The sequence below is a fragment of the Thiocapsa imhoffii genome, assembly GCF_016583985.1.
GTDB classification, from domain to species: Bacteria; Pseudomonadota; Gammaproteobacteria; order Chromatiales; family Chromatiaceae; genus Thiocapsa; species Thiocapsa imhoffii.
Map to the genome: position 1 here is coordinate 70675 of NZ_NRSD01000003.1, position 17326 is coordinate 88000.

The following is a 17326-nucleotide window of genomic DNA, read 5'->3' on the forward strand; positions in this document are numbered from 1 at the left end:
CGTTCCCTATTCGTCCTGCTTCCCCGCGTCGGCATCGACCGCACCTCCGCTGCGCACCCACTCGTCCACGTCCTGCCGCTTGAATTTCCAGAACCGCCCAACTTTGTGCCCAGGCATGCCCTTGCCGGTCACCCAGGCGTACACCGTGTCCTTGGAAACGCCGAGATATTCCGCGATCTCATCGACCGACCGCCAGCGATCTTCCAAGTCGTTCCCCCGATCTGGTTGCACCACTTGACTCTGCTTATAGACCCCGGCACGAAGGGGCGTCAAACGGATTTGGCAGGATTTGGAGTGAAGTAGTCGGCTCATGGCCATGTCAACGGAGGCCATAGCGGCGAAAAGCCCAGGGGCTGAGATGGCGAAGGTGTTCTTCTCATACGCACACCAGTTTCAGACGCATCGACACCGACCGCTTCGAGGCCACCATCGACCTAAACGGCTCGGAACGGACCCGCTGCGGCATCTGGCACGCCCGGGAACATTGGTGCTCACCCGGACTGCGCTATTCCAACAGTAACGTTATGAACGGCAATGGCTTTAACGAATCCCTCTCCGTCGAGAACGACAGCTCCGCCCAGTTCTGGAAACCCATGGGCATGGCCCTCATGCGACGAGAGGTGCCGGAGCAGATGACCACCACGGCATTACCGGTGAGTACGCGACCCTGCTACTCCTTAGAATTCCAGTAGGAACTGCCAACCTCCGGTTCATCGTCCTCGCCAGGCGCGTAAATCAGATCCAATGCGTGGAGGGCGAGCGCGCAGCCCTTACGGGCGGCAGATTCCAGACTATCGACCAGGGTGGCCGAAATCTCCTCGCCATCGAGCACCGACCATGTTTGGGCCGGCATGTCGTCATCGTCGGTCGGCTCTACCCAGAACTGGTCGTCGCCCCATTGCCACTCCCCGTCCCGAAGCATTGCGATCAGGTCAGCATAGCCAACGACGTCCAGCCGACGATGCGCAACTAGCGCACTGACGCGTTGAAGACAGATCATCGGGTCTATGGCCCCACTCAACGATCCATCACCAATCAGGCGCCTTCAAACCTCGTTCGCATGCGCCGACGGATCGACCGCCCCGAATCCCTCGTGGAACGCAACGGTGCCCCGCGGCAGCGTCCCGTCGAAAGACATGGCGAAGAAAACCTCCGGCGGGACGCCTTCGAGGACGAGCTGCGGGCAGTTCTCGAACCCGAATCTTCGGTAGTACTCCGGATGCCCCACCAGGCAGCAGCCGCGCGCCTGCATGCGCTTAAGCCGCGACAAGCCTTCACGCACCAAGGCTTGGCCGATCCCTCGGCGCTGAACCTGGGGCAAGACCGAAACCGGGCCAAGTCCTTACCAGTCCGGTGTGCCGTCCGACAGGGTGACGGGCGAGAAGGCAATGTGGCCGACGACACGGCCATCGACCTCCGCGACGAGCGAGAGTGCAAGGACCTCGGCGGCGCGGAGCGCGTCGATGATGAAGTGTTCGGTCTGGTTGCTGATCTCAAGGTCCCGAAACGCCGCGACCGTCACCTCTGCGATCGCGGCGATATCGTCGTTCGTCTCGTTCCTGATCCTCATATCCGACGTCATGATTTCGTTTACCTCCACTCGGCAACCCGCCGTGCGTACTGGTCGGTTCCGTCGGCGTGGGGAGAAGACCGCTCCCGTTGCATGGGCGAACCAGCTTCTTTTCGTGAGCCCCGAGCGGGACGCGGAACTCCGAAACCCACTTTCAAAACGCATCCTCGCCGTAGGAATAACCAGTTGCATCAACGCCACTCGGAGAATCCATCGGCATTCCGGTCGATGGGTTGATCCAGAAGTCATCGCTCTCCGCATCCGCCTTTGGTTTGTGCCCGTCTCGCGGGAAGGTCAACCAGAGGGCCACCATTCCGAAAACCAACACCGTGATGGCCAGGTGCCTGTCGAGCATGAACACGCCGACGAAACCGCAGGGCACACCGATGATCCACCAGACACGCGACCGCACCGTTTTCAATGCGCGCAACACGCGTTTGATGCTGTTCATTCCTGACCTCCGTTTCGTTCTTGGGACGTCGTCTCGACATTGCCGTGGAGTCGAAGACAATGTGCCGTTCACCCGCGAAGCGCCCACGCTTCAGGATCCCGATCGCTCGTAAATTTCACCGAGTGTTGCGATCACGACACCGTAATCGATGTGGGCTTTGTTGACACCGTCTTTTTGATAGAAGCTCTCGTTCGACGCATCCTTGGGTAGCCCGGCCCAGATGCGGGACAAGTTGTGGGCGAAGTCGTGATCGCTGATCCCACCACGCATCCAACTACTCATGCCGGCGTCGTTTGCGAGACGCAACGCCATCCGGTCCTGGAGCTGTCGGCTGTACACCAGATTTGACAATAGCTCGCGCGATCCGGGATAGACTGACAACCCATCCTCGGCGAGCACATGCTGAAACGCTCGCCAACCACCGGTTCGGCAATCGCCGGTCGAAGGCGCACGCGCATGACACCGAGGCCGACCCGACAAATCAGCACGCACTTTCGACACGAGACCTATGACCCCGGAAGCGAAGGCGCGCCAGCACATCGACCGAAAGCTCGAACAGGTCGGCTGGGTCGTCCAGGACTGCAACAGCTCGACCTGTCGGCGGCCGTGGGTGTAGCCGTGCGCGAATGCCCCACCGACTCGGGTCCAGCCGACTACGTGCTGTTTGTGAATCGCCATGGCGTGGGCGTGATCGAGGCCAAGGAGGACAGCGCCAGGGAAAACCTCACCGTCACCGAGGTCCAGACCGAGCGCTACGGCGCCGCTCATCTCAAATGGCGCACCGACGACACGCCGTTGCGCTTCCGGTTCGAGGCCACCGGCCAGACCATCCGCTTCACGGACATCGCCGACCCGGCTCCGCGCTCCCGTGAGATCTTCCACTTCTTCAGACCCGAAACCCTGGTCGCCTGGCTGGCCCAGCCGGAAACCCTGCGTCGTCGGCTGGCCGAGCAGATGCCGGCGCTCCCCTCGACGAACCTGCGCGATTGCCAGATCGGCGCCGTCACCGGGCTGGAACAGTCGCTGGCGCTTTACAAGCCGCGTGCCTTGGTGCACGTGGCCACCGGCGCGGGCAAGACCTTCACTGCCATCACCGCAGTCTACCGCCTGCTCAAGTTCGGCGGAGCCAAGCGCATTCTGTTCCTGGTCGACACCCGTAACCTCGGCAAACAGGCGCACCAGAAGTTCATGGCCTACACGCCGCCGGACGATCCGCGCAAGTTCACCGAGCTGTACAACGTGCAGCGCTTGGCCTCGTCCAGCATCGATCCGCATTCGCAGGTGTGCATCAGCACCATCCAGCGCATGTATTCGATCCTGTCCGGCGAGCCCATGGACGAATCGGCCGAGGACCTGTCGCTCAACGAAGTGCAGCAGACGGCGAAGCAACTGGACGATAAGGCTCGGGCGCGTATCGAAAAGGCATCAGGCGGCATCGCGGTCGCCGAGCTAGGCAAAGGGTTGATCGTCGCGCTCGACCCGGATGCCGTCGTCGCCGCCGCGCTCGACAACGCCCGGGCCAAAGGCATCACGCGCAGCGAAGACACCCTGTCTCCCGAGGAGATCGAAGCCGCCCGCGCCGAGCGCGTGGCCGCCGCCTGCGCCCCTTTCGATAAACCCGAGCTGCGCGACGAGATTGAAGGCGCCCGCCGCGAACGCGAGCAGCTCATCGATCACATCAACCTCGATCAGGTGACCTTCTCGGGCTTCAGCGAGCAGGCGGAAACCCTGGCCAACGCGCTCGTCCAGCGCTTCGCGGACTACATCGCCGCCCACAAAGACGAAATCGCGGCCCTGGACTTTTTCTACCAGCAGCCCTACCGGCGCCGACAGCTCACCTTCGACATGATCGAGGAGTTGCACGAGCACCTGAGCAAACCACCGCTGATGCTGACCACAGAGCGCCTCTGGAGCGCCTACGCCCGTGTCCAGGCCGGCCAGGTGAAAGGCTTGACCAGCCGCCGCCAGCTTACCGACCTGGTCTCGCTGGTGCGCTTAGCCCTGGGCCTGGACACCGAGCTCAAGCCCTTCAGCGAGCAGGTGGACAAGCGCTTTCAGGAATGGATCTTCCGCCACAATGCCCAGCGCGGCACGGCCTTCACGCCCGAGCAGACCGAATGGCTGCGGCTGATGAAGGACCACATCGCCAGCTCATGCAGCATCGGCCGGGATGACTTCGACTACGCCGAGCTGGCCGACAAGGGCGGCTTGCAGAAAGCGTGGGGGTTGTTCGGCAAGGAGCTGGATGGGCTGATGGATGAAATGAATGAGGAGTTGGTGGCGTGATGTTAGATGATGAAGCCTTAAGCGGTCTGGCACTCAGCGAATCCACCCTGTCCAGGGATTGGTTATCCGATGAGGAGGACGCCGCGTGGGCGCATTTGCAACCTGAACTTTCTCTAGGTGAATTCCGAAAAAGACACTTTGTCAATTTTCCGTTCGTCCTGAGTCCTGAGCTTGCCGAAGGGTCGAAGGATGAACGGAAAATTACGCTCCGAGGCTGTGCTCAGGACAGGCTGGTCGAAGGAAGTTCCACACCACCCGCCAATAAGGAAGACTGAGCCGTGAAACCATTCTGGGTCTACATCCTCCGTTGCGCGGATGGCTCCTACTACACCGGCCACACGGACGATCTGGAGCGTCGGTTTGGTCAACATCAGACCGGCGAATGTGATGGCTACACCGCGTCGCGGCGGCCGGTCGTCCTGGCTTGGTGCCAGGAATGCGTCACTCGCGAGGAGGCATTGTCAGCCGAGCAGAAAATCAAGGGCTGGAGCCGCAAGAAGAAGGAGGCCATGATGCGCGGCGATTGGGCGGAGGTTTCCAAGTTGGCGCGCGGCAAATCCGTTCATGCTTCGACAAGCTCAGCACGAACGGATTTGCAGGCCGTTGTTATTCCTACTACCGCCGTTCGTTCTGAGCCCTTCGACTCAACTCGGGACAGGCTTGTAGAAGGGTCTGAGCCTGTGGAATGACAGGGCTCCCCTGAGCCAAACCGAAGGGCTCACCACGATCGAATTATCACCACCGTTCGCCCTGAGCTTGTCGAAGGGCGGGAAATAGGCACGAATGCCGATGAATGAGGAGTTGGTGGCGTGAGTGATATGAATGCCGATCCACTGATATCACTCGGTGAAGCTGCGTCTGAACCCGTTGAGCAATGCGGACCCTCGAACGATTTCGTCTACGTGGATATCAGCAGCATTGATCGCGAAAACAAGACGATCCATGGCGCCAAAACTCTACAAGTTGATGCGGCTCCGAGCCGTGCCAAGCAAGTATTGAAGTCTGGCGACGTTCTTGTCTCGATGACACGACCGAACTTGAATGCGGTTGCGTTGGTTAAGGATAATTTTGATGGGGCAATTGGTTCAACGGGCTTTCATATCTTGCGATCAAAATGGATCAAGCCAGAGTTTCTTTTCTTTCTCGTGCAGACAGATGGCTTTGTCGATGCAATGTGCCAAGTTGTGCAGGGCGCTCTCTATCCTGCGGTTAGACCAAGAGACATCGCCTCATTCAGATTCATCCTTCAGTCACCGAATCAACAACTCCGCATCGTCGAAAAGCTCGAAGAACTGCTCTCCGACCTCGATGCCGGCGTGGCCGAACTCAAAGCAGCGCAGAAGAAGCTGGGACAATACCGCCAGTCCTTGCTGAAAGCCGCCGTGGAAGGCGTGCTCACCGCCGAATGGCGCCAGCACAACAGGCCGTCTGAAACCGGCGCGCAACTGCTGCAACGCATCCTCACCGAGCGTCGCGCTCGCTGGGAAGCCAACCAACTGGCCAAGTTCAAGGAGCAAGGCAAGACCCCGCCGAAAGACTGGCAGAAGAAATACCCCGAACCGGTGAGGCCCAGTACCAGCGGTTTGCCGAAATTGCCGGAGGGTTGGGTTTGGGCGAGCCTGGACATGCTCTCGGAGTTCGCTACAAGCGGTTCCAGGGGTTGGGCCGCATACTACGCAGCGCAAGGCGCAACATTCATACGCTCGCAAAACATCAACAAAGACTGGCTTGATCTATCCGACATCGCGTTCGTGAACCCGCCCAGCAGCGCTGAAGGTTCACGTACTCGCGTTCAACGAAACGATCTCTTGCTCACCATTACGGGCGCCAACGTTGGGAAAACAGCACAGGTTACTGCGGTTCTTGATGAGGCCTATGTCAGTCAGCACGTCGCGCTTATTAGACTAGTAGATTCAGCATTGGCCGAGTTCGTTCATTTGTTTCTGACTGCGGATGCCGGAGGGCGTGGACAGTTGGATAAGGAAGCCTACGGAGCGGGAAAACCAGGATTGAATCTTCAGCAGGTGGTTGCAGTAAAGGTGCCTTTGCCTGGAACGGGTGAAATCCGGGCACTCATGTCGCTCATAGCGATGCATCTGAGCGCTGTTGTTCGGCAGGAGATGGCGATCCTCACATCCCTCAAACAATCCACCGCCCAACGCCAAAACATCCTCCGCGACGCCTTCTCCGGCCAACTGGTCCCGCAGGACCCCAACGACGAGCCCGCCAGCGTTCTGCTGGAACGCATCCGCGCCGAACGGGCGGAACGTGCGAAGCAGCCCAAGACGCGCAAGGTGGCCAAGCGGCGTGCAGTCAAGGAGCCCGCATGAGCCGAAAGCCTGCCGCCATGCCCGCCAAGAAAGGGGCCGGGAAGGCCGCGCCCGCCACCGCGTTGGCCGACGCCGACGCCACCGTCGACACCGCTCTGCTGGGCGACATCCGACAGATGATCGTCGAGGCGCGCCATTCGGCCGCCGTGGCGGTCAATGTCAGCCTCACCATGCTGTACTGGCGAATCGGCCGGCGCATCCGCGAAGACGTGCTGGCCGGCGGGCGTGCCGGGTACGGGGAGGAGATTGTCGCCACGCTGTCGCGACAATTGGTGGCCGAGCACGGGCGCGGGTTCGAGCGCAGGAATCTACACCGAATAGTGCAGTTCGCCGAGGCGTTTCCCGACGAGCAGATTGTCGCCACGCTGTGGCGACAATTGAGCTGGTCGCACTTTCGCGAGCTGTTGCCGCTCAAACGCCCGCTGCAGCGCGAGTTCTACGCCGAGATGTGCCGTATCGAGGGCTGGAGCGTGCGCACCTTGAGCGAACGCATCGACTCCATGCTCTTCGAGCGCACCGCCTTGTCCCGCCAGCCCGACGAGTTGATCCGCATGGAGCTGGCCGCTTTGCGCGCCAAGGACGAGCTCACGCCGCCCATGCTGCTCAAGGATCCCTATGTGCTGGACTTTCTGGGCCTGAACGACCGCTACCTCGAGAAAGACCTGGAAGACGCCATCCTGCGCGAGTTGGAGACCTTTCTGCTGGAGCTTGGCGCGGGCTTCACCTTCGTGGCGCGGCAGCGGCGTATCCAACTCGACGGTGACGATTTCTACATCGACCTGCTGTTCTACAACCGCAAGCTGCGCCGCTTGGTGGCCGTCGAGCTGAAGCTGGGCGATTTCAAGGCCGAGTACAAGGGCCAGATGGAGCTGTACCTGCGCTGGCTGGCCCGGCACGACCAGGAGCCGGGTGACGGGCCGCCGCTCGGCATCATCCTGTGCACCGGCAAGAAGCACGAACAGATCGAGCTGCTGGAGCTGGACAAATCCGGCATCCACGTGGCCGAGTACCTGGCCGTGCTGCCGCCGCGCGACGTCTTCGCACGAAAAATCCACGACGCCATGCTGGCCGCGCGTGCGCGGTTGGACAACAAGGCCCACGAATGAACGCATCCACCCTGGTCAAGAAACTCTGGAACTTCTGCCACACCCTGCGCGACGACGGCGTGGGCTACGGCGACTACCTGGAACAGCTCACCTATCTGCTGTTCCTGAAGCTGGCGCATGAATATGCGCAGGAGCCGTACAACCGCGACACGCGCATCCCCAAGGGATACGACTGGGCCAGTCTCACCTCGAAGGTGGGCGAGCCGCTGGAGGCGCATTACCTCGTCACCCTGCACCGGCTGGGTCAGGAACAGGGGATGCTGGGCGCCATCTTCTTCAAGGCGCAGAACAAGATCCAGGATCCGGCCAAGCTCTCGCGGCTGGTGCAGCTGATCGATGCCGAGAGCTGGATCAGCCTGGATGCCGACACCAAGGGCGATCTCTACGAAGGTCTGCTGCAGAAGAACGCGGAAGACACCAAGAGCGGTGCGGGGCAGTATTTCACCCCGCGCGCGCTGATTCGGCGAGCTGGACGGCGAGCCTTCCGTCGCGCGATCGGATGCGCTGATCTCGGAGCCGAAACGCAAGGTGGACTACGTGCTGGCCAATCCGCCCTTCGGCAAGAAGAGCAGCATGACCATCACCAACGAAGAGGGTGAGGAAGACAGAGAAGCCCTGACCTACGAGCGGCAGGATTTCTGGGAAACCACGTCGAACAAGCAGCTCAACTTCCTGCAGCACATCGTCAGCATGCTGAAGGTGGACGGCAAGGCAGCGGTGGTGCTGCCGGACAACGTGCTGTTCGAAGGTGGCGCCGGCGAGAAGATCCGCCGCAAGCTGCTGGAGAACTGCGACCTTCACACCGTCCTGCGTCTCCCCACGGGCATCTTTTACGCACAGGGCGTGAAGGCGAACGTGGTGTTCTTCGATGCCGCGCCGAAGGACGGTCGGATTCACACCAAAGGGGTCTGGTTCTACGACCTGCGCACCAACAAGCACTTCACGCTGAAGACGCGAACCTTGAAGCTTGATGATCTGCAGGATTTCATCGCCCGCTACCACCCGGACAACCGGCACGAGCGCAGCGAAACGGAGCGCTTCAAGTATTACAGCTACGACGAGCTGATGGCGCGCGACAAGGCCAGCCTGGACATCTTCTGGTTGAAGGACGACAGCCTGGAGAATCTCGATGACCTGCCGCCGCCGGATGTGCTTCAGCAAGAGATCATCGAGCACCTGGAAGCGGCACTGGCGTCCTTCAGGGATGTGGCCGCCGGGCTGCAACGGCAGTGATGTTCACCCGCGACACGCGACTCTCCGGCGGTTGACGATCCCGGCCCTCGACAGCGTTCGCCGGGTCTACAATCCGGCGATGAATCCCACCGCGCCGCCTGCATCGCCCGCCCCGACCGAGCCGCTCAGCGGTGCCGTCGAGCGCGTCACCTACCACAGCCCCGAGAGCGGCTTCTGCGTGCTGCGGGTCCAGGTGCGCGGTCAGCGGGATCTGGTCACCCTGATCGGCTCCGCGGCCAGTGTCTCGCCCGGCGAGCATCTTGAGGCCGAGGGGCATTGGGTCAACGATCGGCAGCACGGGCTGCAGTACAAGGCGACCAATCTGCGGATCGTCCCGCCGCGCAGCCTGGAGGGGATCGAGCGCTACCTCGGCTCGGGGATGGTCAAGGGCATCGGACCGCACTTCGCCCGCACCCTGGTTGCGGCCTTCGGCGAGGACGTCTTCACGGTCATCGAGGAGACCCCGGAGCGGCTGCTCGCGCTGCCGGGCATCGGTCCGAAGCGCCAACAGCGGGTGACCTCGGCGTGGGCCGAGCAGAAGGTGATCCGCGAGATCATGGTGTTTCTGCAGTCCCACGGTGTCGGCACCGCGCGCGCAGTGCGCATCTACAAGACCTACGGGGACGCCGCGGTCGAGAAGGTCCGGGAGAATCCCTATCGCCTGGCCTTGGACATCTGGGGCATCGGCTTCAAGACCGCCGATGCGATTGCCGAGCGCCTCGGCATCGCGCGCGATGCGCCGATCCGGGCACAGGCCGGGGTGCGGCATGTGCTCCAGGAGCTCTCCACCGAAGGCCACTGCGCCGCCTGGCGGGATGACCTGAGCACGCAGGCCGTGCGTCTCTTGGAGATCCCCACCCCAATCATCGCGGCGGCGATCGACAGCGAGCTGGCCGAGGAGCGCTTGGTCGCCGAGCCGATCGGCGAGCGCCCTGCCCTCTTCCTCGCACCCCTGCAGCGCGCCGAGCGCGGGGTCGCCGGTCATCTGCGCCGGCTCGCGCAGGATCCGCCGCCCTGGGGTCCGATCGACGCCGAGAAGGCGCTGCCGTGGGTGGAGACACGCACCGGACAAGTGCTCTCGGCCTCGCAGCGCACCGCGGTCGCGACGGTGCTCAAGGCCAAGGTCGCCATCATCACGGGCGGTCCGGGTGTGGGCAAGACCACGGTGGTCAACAGCCTGCTGGGGATCCTCGCGGCCAAGGGCGTGGCGGTCCTCCTGTGCGCCCCGACCGGGCGTGCCGCCAAGCGGCTCTCCGAGTCGACCGGCCGGGAGGCCAAGACCATCCACCGGCTGCTTGAATTCGACCCGCAGGTGATGGGCTTCAAGCGCGATGCCGAGCATCCGCTGGAGGCGGATCTGGTGGTGGTCGACGAGACCTCGATGGTCGACATCGTGCTGATGAACCAGTTGCTGCGCGCTGTGCCGAGCTTTGCGGCGCTGCTGCTGGTCGGGGATGTCGATCAGCTCCCCTCGGTCGGACCCGGTGCGGTGCTCGCCGACCTGATCGCCTCTGGCACCCTGCCGACCCTGCGCCTGACCGAGATCTTCCGCCAGGCCGCCGCCTCGCGGATCATCGTCAACGCCCACCGCATCAATGCCGGTCACCAACCGGAGCCGGCGGCCCCGAACGGACCGGACAGCGACTTTCATCTGATCCGGGTCGACACCCCGGAGGCGATCCACGAGCGGCTCCTGCGGGTGGTGACCGAACGCATCCCGGCGCGCTTCGGTCTGGATCCGGTGCGCGACATCCAGGTGCTGACCCCGATGAACCGCGGCGGGCTCGGGGCGCGGGCGCTCAACGTCGCCCTGCAGGCGGCGCTGAATCCCGACGCACAGCCGCGCATCGAGCGCTTCGGCTGGACCTACGCCCCGGGCGACAAGGTCATCCAGCTGGTGAACGACTACGACAAGGAGGTCTTCAACGGCGACATCGGGCGGATCCGCACGATCGATCTGGAAGAAGGGCTCCTGACCATCGACTTCGACGGGCGCCCCGTCACCTACGAGACCGGCGAGCTCGACGCCCTCGCGCTCGCCTACGCCACCAGCGTGCACAAGGCCCAGGGCTCGGAGTACCCGGCGGTGGTCATCCCGCTGGCGACCCAGCATGACACCTTGCTGCAGCGCAACCTGCTCTACACCGCCGTGACCCGCGGCAAGCGGCTGGTGGTGCTGATCGCCCAGCCCAAGGCGCTCGCCATGGCGGTCAAACAGACCGGGGCCGGGCGGTTGACGCGGTTGCGGGAGCGGTTGGCGGAGGGGTAAGGTTGACGATCAGGGCGGGAATCTCCCGGAACATCCCATCGAACTGGTGTCTCTTGAACGATCGTGCAATCAGGCGCGACGATACGATCCGGGACTGCGGGGCGGCGGAATTCGGCCGTGACCTACCCCTAGGATCCTCGGATCCATCGATCGGTCATGGAGCCGAACCGTCACCCACTCCGGCGACTCGACTGACAGCAAAACGCGCATTGCGGACGCTGGCAGTCACCCTCCGAATGGGCCGGTTACGGCCCCCAACCGGTCACTCAGCCGGGAGCGGCGAGGAACGGCTTAGGCAACGCACCGGACGCGCTATCTAACCGGCTGGCGGATAATCACAGATGCAGATGATCGAACGGTGCCATGCTTGCCTCCCAGATCTCGCTCGATGCGGCAGCCGAAGACCAATGTGGAACGGGCGACCTGACCGTATTCCTTTTGCTGCCCCGCTCTTGTGGGACTCAGCTCTCGTGCTTCAGGCTACCTGCCCCGTACCTAGTCATCGGACCAGCTTCAGCGTAGACTCGACTTCAGCTTATCCACCCAGGTTGACTACAACCTAACCATTTAAAAATCAACAGCATGCGCTCTGGCTTCAGATCGCTGCCGCAGTCCGGAAATCAACATTAGATCCTGGTGTTCATGTCCCGCCCGTTTGCCGTAGTTAAAGAGTTCCTAGAGTCTTGCCTTGCCCATGCGCCCGATCGCAGCGCGGATGCGGCGATCCCGGAGTGGTTTGCGATGCGCACCCACCAGGGCAACGTGCGTTCCGAGAACCAGGACCGTGCCGTAATGGCCCGATGGCAAGACGACGGTCAGACCGCCTGGGTGCTCGCGGTCGCCGACGGGATCGGAGGGGGCAGCGAGGGAGGGGCGGCCGCCGCCACTGCCCTTTCGGCATTCATCGCCGACCTGTTGGAGTTCTCGGATGTTTCCCTCCCAACGCATGTTGAGAGAGCTTCCCGCCGCGCCAACCAAACCGTTCATGAACGTTGGCGCGGCAAGGAAGGGAGCACATTGTCGGCGGTCGGGGTTCGAGGGGAACAGCGGGCCTGGGTCAACGTAGGCGACTCACGCATCTACGGCATCGACGCCCAAGGGGGTGTCTCACAACTGACCCAGGACGACTCCCTGCCGCTCGGGCGAGGACTGGTGCAATTCATCGGCATCGGACAAGGACTAGTGCCCCACGTCGGGCTGATTTCCCCTACCCATCACCTCGCACTGATTACTACCGACGGTGTTCATCAATACGTCGATCTCCTGCTCCCGGCCTTGGCGAGAACCGCCCAACGTAATAGCTCGGCGCTGGTCGATCGAATGGTCCACATCGCCCTGTGGTGCGGAGGCGAAGACAATGCCACCACCGCCGTAGGGCTGCTCGATAGTTCGCAGGAAGGCAGCCAGGCAGCCTGCGATGTTTGGACGCCTGGACAACATCATCGCTTGGTTCTTGGGTGCCTCGACGCGCCGAATGCAACCGCCTCTGTTAGTGGCTCCAGGAAATCCACCAAGCCGCGCCGCACAACCCCGAAAAGAGGCAATAGTCCTGCCGCAAGTCGCTCCAAATCCGAACCAGCGACGGTGGCCAGTACAACTACCTCCCCTCCGCCATCTGACTCCGAGGCGCCCCCGAACGATCCCAGCACGCATCCCGACAAGCGCCCTGATCTTCAGGTGACCCTGGAGCCAATAACCCCAGGGCAGGATTCCCCATCGTCGAAACAATCGGATTCATGATGAGTCAGGCCGGCCGCTACGACTTCGACCCTCAATGCATGGACCATAGCGTTCGTGCCCGCGACTCCCACCTTGATCGACACGTCATGGTGAAGCGGGGATGGACCGAAGAGCACCGCCCGCAGCTTCAATCCCAGATCGCTACTCTATCAGCCAGCCAAAGTCGTCATCTCGCTGACGTCTACGACCTATTGTCGCTCCCAGACGACCAGTTGGCCATCGTCGAGGAGTCTATCGAGGGCCAGACGCTCATCGAATGGATGGCTGCCGGGCCGACCGATGAGGGTGACGTCTTGCGCACGCTGCTGCAGATCGCCAACGCGCTGCTCGTCTTGGAGACTGCGGGCCTGGTCGCCGCATCGCTGGGCGCCGAGCACTGGCGATTCGATGACGAGGGAATCCTAAACCTGTCGCTCTACCCCCTCATGGAGGCAGGTGTGCTGGAGCCCCGATTCGGATCGACAAATCTATTACTTGAACTGTCCGAACACGCCAAGGAACTGGCTTTGCGATACACCCAAGCCACTGCCAAGCCACTCGTCGCGGTGAGTGACCCTATTCTCATGGGTTTACTGAACGGAACTCCGGAGTCAGGGTCTTCCATCGGGAAGTATCGCGAGCGAATCCGCGCTCATTGCCTACGAGATCGGCATCGGGCGGTTACGGTTTATCGGGGTCAGCCGACCGAGATGAACCGCGCTCAACCCGCTTTGCGGCTAGCCCATCCCACCACCGGCGTGGCGACCATCGTCCTCCATTACGACGGTCTGCAGTTCTCCGTGCGCGAGTGTGATGGCGAAGTCTACCGCAACAATCTTCCCGTCTGGCCCGGATTTGTCATCGACGGCTCCTGCGTCATCACCTTGGGGGCATCGACCCGTCCGTGGAATGAGCGCTATTTCGTGACTCTTGATATCACCCATCCGGAAGTGATCTTCTGATGCCAATCCACGCCCCTCAAGACGTTATCGCTGGTCGCTATTGTATTGGCGACTACTTGGCCGCCGGAGGTATGCAGGAGGTCTATTCCGCAACCGATATAGTGCTGAATCGGCCCGTCGCCCTCAAGACCCCCTTCAACACGTCTGGGGAAAAGCGGTTTAAACGCAGCGCGAGTCTGAGCGCGCAGATCAACCACCCCAACGCCGCCCGTACCTTCGATTACCTGGAAGACAACCAGCGCCAGTATTTGATCGAGGAGTTTATCGATGGACGCAATCTGGACGCCCTGCTGGATGAAATTCCCCAATTCGACCCTGACGCCGCGGCTTGGGTGCTTCACCACCTGGCACGCGGACTGGCGGCGGTTCATCGGCACAACATCGTCCACCGCGACCTCAAACCCGGCAACATCATGGTGCTGGGGGGGTGGGGCTTCACCGGACTGAAGATCACCGACTTCGGGGTGGCGCAGATGGCGGCCCAGGAGATCGAGGAGGCAGCCCGTCTGGGCACGGTAACCACCTCCAAGACCGCCATCGGCGCGCTCCCCTACATGGCGCCCGAGGTTATCGAGTCCCCGACTTCGCCCGAGCCACCAGCCGATATCTGGGCGGTTGGGGCGCTGGGATATCAACTTCTTACTGGGGACCTACCGTTCGGGCAGGGCTTCGCCGCCGTTCCACGCATTCAGGCCGCGGCATCACCACCCATGCCTCAGGCGCTCCAGGTGCACCCCCAGTTCCGGCACCTCGGACGCGAACTCTATGGCGTTCTCTTGCAGTGCCTGCAACGCGACGTGAGTCAGCGCCCGGACGCGCTCCAGTTGGTCGAGTTGTGTGATCGCCTCTGCTATGGCCTCGTGGAGGGGCGGCGGATTGGTGTCGTCGAGGGGTATCCGGGACGCAGCTTTGGTTTTCTGCGCCCGAAGCAGGGAGGTGACTCCATCTTTTTTCACACGGAAAGCGTGGTCAGCCGTTTTCCGATGGTGGGCCAAGAGGCATGGTTCCGCTCCTACGCGGGCCAGCCGCGTGATCGGGCCCACCCCGTGGTTCCCAAGAGGGCCCAATGAGCAATATCCGTCTGGTGGACATCAAGGTATCAGGTTTTCGCGCCTTTCAAAAGTCCTACAAGGTATCGTTCCGAAGTCCTCTGGGCGACCCCACCGATGTGCTCGTCATCGCTGGGCCCAATGGCGCTGGAAAGAGTTCGCTCTTGGAGGCAGTCTTGATCGCGATGGGGCGCGAGCGGCTGATACGTAATTCGCTCAGTCAGGAGTCGGACGACGACCATTGGCGGACGGTGATTCCCGATATCGCATCGATTGCACTCACCTTTCACATTCGCAGCGCCCCAGGCACCGAGCTTGGCGCCTACGCCCCTTGCGATGTCCGGGTGGTACGCACAGTCGCCGAATGGCGACTTGAGCTACTCGGAGGGGCTGAGGGACCTAAACGGTTGCCCGAGTTGGTTCGCCGTCAATTCGTCGACGAGCGCCCTATCGAGTACCTCTCCTCTTGGCGCACCCCCTTCCAGCTCGGTGGGGTCAGGCTTTCGGGGCTAGCGGGGGAAGAGGCGGAGAACGAGCGGTACCGCCTCTATCGCCTAAAGCAGCGCATTGTCAGCGAACGAGCTAAGCGCGGCTTTTCGTCCGAAGATGCCTCGGATCAGCGGTGGCTTGACCGCTTGAATGATATCTGGCGCGATTGGCACGACTCGGGAGATACGTGGATCGACGCGCTTCCGACCGGGGAGGCTGAGCGTCCCTACGACCTCTTCATCCTGCGCGACATCCCTGAGATAGGGCCGCAACCCATGTGCGAACTTGATCGTGCCAGCTCTGGTGAATTGGAATGGGTGACGCTGGCAGGACAGCTAATCGTCGAGGGGTTCGACGGCCTTTTGCTCATCGATGAGCCGGAACTGCACCTCCACCCGCAATGGCAGGCGAAACTCCTGCCCACCTTGCGCAAGCTCGTTCCGCAAGCTCAGATTCTGGTGGCAACGCACTCGGCCTACCCTTGGGATCAGGCGCTGCCGTTCCAGCGGGTGCTGCTCCTGCCCGCACATGACCCGCGCTGCCGCAGGGAGGGACCGTGACCGTCCTCTCGGCGCTCTATGCGGCGCAGCCGCTGGTGGTCTGGGTAGAGGACGAAGACACGCGCCGCGTTCTTACCACCGCGTGGGCGGGAGAGTCGGTTGCCATCTACGTCGGAGGCGGCAACGAGACCATCCGGGCGGTGGTTGAGGACGCTTGGAGGGACGGGTTGCGTCATGTATTCGGCGTGGTTGATCGCGATTTCGGGCACAGCAACTCCGGTCGCTGGCAGAATCCGGGCGATGACCTGAGAGTTTATGTCCTCGAATCCCCAGAGATCGAGAATCTGGCGCTCGATCCCGAGGCGCTGGCGGCCTGTGCCTACAACACCGGGCGGCGCAGCAAGGAGCAGATTGAGGAAAGAATGATAGAGGCAGTGACGTGTATGGTCTGGTGGATGGCCTGTTGCGCCGTTCTGGATACGGTCCGCCGGCAGCGCAACGCGGACTTCCCCACATATCCCCCCAAAAGCGCAGCGGTGGTTGGCCTAGCCTCGGCCCTCCAATACATTCAGTCAAGCCGGTGGTTCTCGCAGCACGCCGCCCAACTGCCCTCCATGGCGACACGCGATTGGCTGGAAGTGGAGCTGAATCGCCAGCAAAATCACTTTTCCACTGCCCTGACCCATGGAACTTGGAAGACCAAGTTTTCGGGTAAGCAGATCTTTGATCGCGTCGTGGAGTTTGTTCATACCAAGGGTATTGGGAGGGACAAGAAGCTTGAATTGTTACAGGGCGTCGTTCAAGCCCAGATCAATCTCGGGAAAATCCCGCAGGAACTGGATCGACTGAAAGCGAGTTTGTTTTCCCGGCGGCGAACCAATACATGACCATGGCCGGTTTATGCTGCCACTGCGGTATGGGCGAGGTGCCTCATTACACATCCAAGTCGAACGTCGGCGCAGTACAGCAAAGAGCGCTTGGGCGCACGTATCGGCGAAGTGCGCCATGGCGGATAGCCGGGGGCAAGCGCTCGGTGGCAGCGAGACGGTCGATGTCCGCTCTGGGGCGCAAACCGAGCCATCCAGCGGGCTGCCCGCGAGCGACCGCTACGTGTCCAGAACGGTCGCCGGGGACGAGGCGCCGAGCGGTAGATCCGAGTCGTCTCCTCGCCCGATCACGGGAAATGGCTCGACTGCAATGCCCGCGCACACGATCGCCGGCCGAGCTTGAACTGGTCCCCTCGGGTCGCGACAGGGTCGCGGCCTCGGTGGCCCAATCCCATAGAGAACACCCGTCGCATTCCACTGGCAACGATAATCCATCGACGCCGAACCAGCAGCGGAGGTCGCATGCCTCGGCGGC

19 protein-coding genes and 1 pseudogene are annotated in these 17326 nt (G+C 62.1%); 14 read left to right on the forward strand and 6 right to left on the reverse strand.

Annotation, left to right across the window (positions count from 1 at the left end; genetic code table 11):
• Positions 1-6: 6 nt before the first annotated feature.
• Entirely contained in the window at positions 7-312 is a 306-nt protein-coding gene (gene mads1 / locus CKO25_RS04300; RefSeq protein ID WP_200386707.1) for a methylation-associated defense system helix-turn-helix domain-containing protein MAD1, read from the reverse strand.
• Positions 313-353: 41 nt separating this feature from the next.
• Between mads1 and CKO25_RS22205 the strand changes: the two genes are divergently transcribed.
• The gene (locus tag CKO25_RS22205; RefSeq protein ID WP_503663877.1) at positions 354-692 is read left to right on the forward strand and encodes a hypothetical protein; all 339 of its coding nucleotides are present in this window, start codon (positions 354-356) and stop codon (positions 690-692) included.
• Here the strand turns inward: CKO25_RS22205 and CKO25_RS04305 are convergent.
• From CKO25_RS04305 to CKO25_RS04320, 5 genes and pseudogenes are all read right to left on the reverse strand, one after another.
• The gene (locus CKO25_RS04305) at positions 671-1000 is read right to left on the reverse strand and encodes a hypothetical protein (protein ID WP_200386708.1); all 330 of its coding nucleotides are present in this window, start codon (positions 998-1000) and stop codon (positions 671-673) included. The genes CKO25_RS22205 and CKO25_RS04305 overlap by 22 nt on opposite strands.
• A 45-nt stretch (positions 1001-1045) precedes the next feature.
• Positions 1046-1330 (reverse strand): annotated as a pseudogene (locus CKO25_RS21025) (GNAT family N-acetyltransferase); the annotation flags it as partial.
• 12 nt (positions 1331-1342) lie between these two features.
• Positions 1343-1570: a GNAT family N-acetyltransferase gene (locus CKO25_RS21030; protein WP_242467407.1), complete on the reverse strand. Its 228-nt coding sequence runs from the start codon at positions 1568-1570 to the stop codon at positions 1343-1345.
• 154 nt (positions 1571-1724) lie between these two features.
• Positions 1725-2021, reverse strand: a complete 297-nt coding sequence (locus CKO25_RS04315) for a hypothetical protein (protein ID WP_200386709.1) — start codon at positions 2019-2021, stop codon at positions 1725-1727.
• A gap of 90 nt (positions 2022-2111) precedes the next feature.
• Positions 2112-2420, reverse strand: a complete 309-nt coding sequence (locus CKO25_RS04320) for a hypothetical protein (RefSeq protein ID WP_200386710.1) — start codon at positions 2418-2420, stop codon at positions 2112-2114.
• Between CKO25_RS04320 and CKO25_RS04325 the strand changes: the two genes are divergently transcribed.
• The 13 genes from CKO25_RS04325 (at position 2421) to CKO25_RS04380 (ending at position 16851) form a co-directional block, all read left to right on the forward strand.
• Positions 2421-4307 (forward strand): type I restriction endonuclease subunit R, encoded by a 1887-nt coding sequence (locus CKO25_RS04325; RefSeq protein ID WP_200386711.1) that lies wholly within the window; start codon positions 2421-2423, stop codon positions 4305-4307. It abuts the gene before it with no gap.
• Positions 4307-4582: a hypothetical protein gene (locus CKO25_RS04330; protein WP_200386712.1), complete on the forward strand. Its 276-nt coding sequence runs from the start codon at positions 4307-4309 to the stop codon at positions 4580-4582. Before CKO25_RS04325 ends, CKO25_RS04330 begins: the two co-directional genes overlap by 1 nt.
• A gap of 3 nt (positions 4583-4585) precedes the next feature.
• Positions 4586-4996 carry a GIY-YIG nuclease family protein gene (locus CKO25_RS04335; protein ID WP_200386713.1) on the forward strand — a complete coding sequence of 137 codons (411 nt, stop codon included), beginning with the start codon at positions 4586-4588 and terminating at the stop codon, positions 4994-4996.
• A 120-nt stretch (positions 4997-5116) separates the two neighbouring features.
• Entirely contained in the window at positions 5117-6637 is a 1521-nt protein-coding gene (locus CKO25_RS04340) for a restriction endonuclease subunit S (protein WP_200386714.1), read from the forward strand.
• Positions 6634-7743 carry a PDDEXK nuclease domain-containing protein gene (locus CKO25_RS04345; RefSeq protein ID WP_242467408.1) on the forward strand — a complete coding sequence of 370 codons (1110 nt, stop codon included), beginning with the start codon at positions 6634-6636 and terminating at the stop codon, positions 7741-7743. The genes CKO25_RS04340 and CKO25_RS04345 overlap by 4 nt, the downstream gene beginning before the upstream one ends.
• Positions 7740-8342 (forward strand): type I restriction-modification system subunit M N-terminal domain-containing protein, encoded by a 603-nt coding sequence (locus CKO25_RS22125; protein ID WP_242467409.1) that lies wholly within the window; start codon positions 7740-7742, stop codon positions 8340-8342. The genes CKO25_RS04345 and CKO25_RS22125 overlap by 4 nt, the downstream gene beginning before the upstream one ends.
• A complete protein-coding gene (locus tag CKO25_RS22130) occupies positions 8272-8976 on the forward strand; it encodes an HsdM family class I SAM-dependent methyltransferase (RefSeq protein WP_338115064.1) in 705 nt (234 codons plus the stop codon). Before CKO25_RS22125 ends, CKO25_RS22130 begins: the two co-directional genes overlap by 71 nt.
• A 79-nt stretch (positions 8977-9055) precedes the next feature.
• Entirely contained in the window at positions 9056-11245 is a 2190-nt protein-coding gene (gene recD2, locus CKO25_RS04355) for an SF1B family DNA helicase RecD2 (RefSeq protein WP_200386860.1), read from the forward strand.
• 642 nt (positions 11246-11887) lie between these two features.
• Positions 11888-12985: a PP2C family protein-serine/threonine phosphatase gene (locus CKO25_RS04360; RefSeq protein ID WP_200386715.1), complete on the forward strand. Its 1098-nt coding sequence runs from the start codon at positions 11888-11890 to the stop codon at positions 12983-12985.
• On the forward strand, positions 12982-13926 hold the full coding sequence (locus CKO25_RS04365) for a protein kinase family protein (protein WP_200386716.1): 945 nt from the start codon (positions 12982-12984) through the stop codon (positions 13924-13926). Before CKO25_RS04360 ends, CKO25_RS04365 begins: the two co-directional genes overlap by 4 nt.
• A complete protein-coding gene (locus tag CKO25_RS04370; protein WP_200386717.1) occupies positions 13926-14996 on the forward strand; it encodes a protein kinase domain-containing protein in 1071 nt (356 codons plus the stop codon). The genes CKO25_RS04365 and CKO25_RS04370 overlap by 1 nt, the downstream gene beginning before the upstream one ends.
• The gene (locus CKO25_RS04375) at positions 14993-16024 is read left to right on the forward strand and encodes an AAA family ATPase (protein ID WP_200386718.1); all 1032 of its coding nucleotides are present in this window, start codon (positions 14993-14995) and stop codon (positions 16022-16024) included. Before CKO25_RS04370 ends, CKO25_RS04375 begins: the two co-directional genes overlap by 4 nt.
• Positions 16021-16851, forward strand: a complete 831-nt coding sequence (locus tag CKO25_RS04380; protein ID WP_200386719.1) for a hypothetical protein — start codon at positions 16021-16023, stop codon at positions 16849-16851. The genes CKO25_RS04375 and CKO25_RS04380 overlap by 4 nt, the downstream gene beginning before the upstream one ends.
• The last annotated feature ends 475 nt before the right edge of the window (positions 16852-17326 follow it).

Excerpts from the sequence above, each read along its gene's own strand:
- CKO25_RS04345 (WP_242467408.1), top strand. The coding sequence starts at position 6,634 with ATGAGCCGAAAGCCTGCCGCCATGCCCGCCAAGAAAGGGGCCGGGAAG.
- CKO25_RS04370 (WP_200386717.1), top strand. The coding sequence starts at position 13,926 with ATGCCAATCCACGCCCCTCAAGACGTTATCGCTGGTCGCTATTGTATT.
- CKO25_RS04330 (WP_200386712.1), top strand. The coding sequence starts at position 4,307 with ATGTTAGATGATGAAGCCTTAAGCGGTCTGGCACTCAGCGAATCCACC.
- CKO25_RS04375 (WP_200386718.1), top strand. The coding sequence starts at position 14,993 with ATGAGCAATATCCGTCTGGTGGACATCAAGGTATCAGGTTTTCGCGCC.
- recD2 (WP_200386860.1), top strand. The coding sequence starts at position 9,056 with ATGAATCCCACCGCGCCGCCTGCATCGCCCGCCCCGACCGAGCCGCTC.
- CKO25_RS04325 (WP_200386711.1), top strand. The coding sequence starts at position 2,421 with ATGCTGAAACGCTCGCCAACCACCGGTTCGGCAATCGCCGGTCGAAGG.
- CKO25_RS22125 (WP_242467409.1), top strand. The coding sequence starts at position 7,740 with ATGAACGCATCCACCCTGGTCAAGAAACTCTGGAACTTCTGCCACACC.
- CKO25_RS04305 (WP_200386708.1), bottom strand. The coding sequence starts at position 1,000 with ATGATCTGTCTTCAACGCGTCAGTGCGCTAGTTGCGCATCGTCGGCTG.
- mads1 (WP_200386707.1), bottom strand. The coding sequence starts at position 312 with ATGAGCCGACTACTTCACTCCAAATCCTGCCAAATCCGTTTGACGCCC.
- CKO25_RS21030 (WP_242467407.1), bottom strand. The coding sequence starts at position 1,570 with ATGAGGATCAGGAACGAGACGAACGACGATATCGCCGCGATCGCAGAG.
- CKO25_RS04365 (WP_200386716.1), top strand. The coding sequence starts at position 12,982 with ATGATGAGTCAGGCCGGCCGCTACGACTTCGACCCTCAATGCATGGAC.
- CKO25_RS04360 (WP_200386715.1), top strand. The coding sequence starts at position 11,888 with ATGTCCCGCCCGTTTGCCGTAGTTAAAGAGTTCCTAGAGTCTTGCCTT.
- CKO25_RS04315 (WP_200386709.1), bottom strand. The coding sequence starts at position 2,021 with ATGAACAGCATCAAACGCGTGTTGCGCGCATTGAAAACGGTGCGGTCG.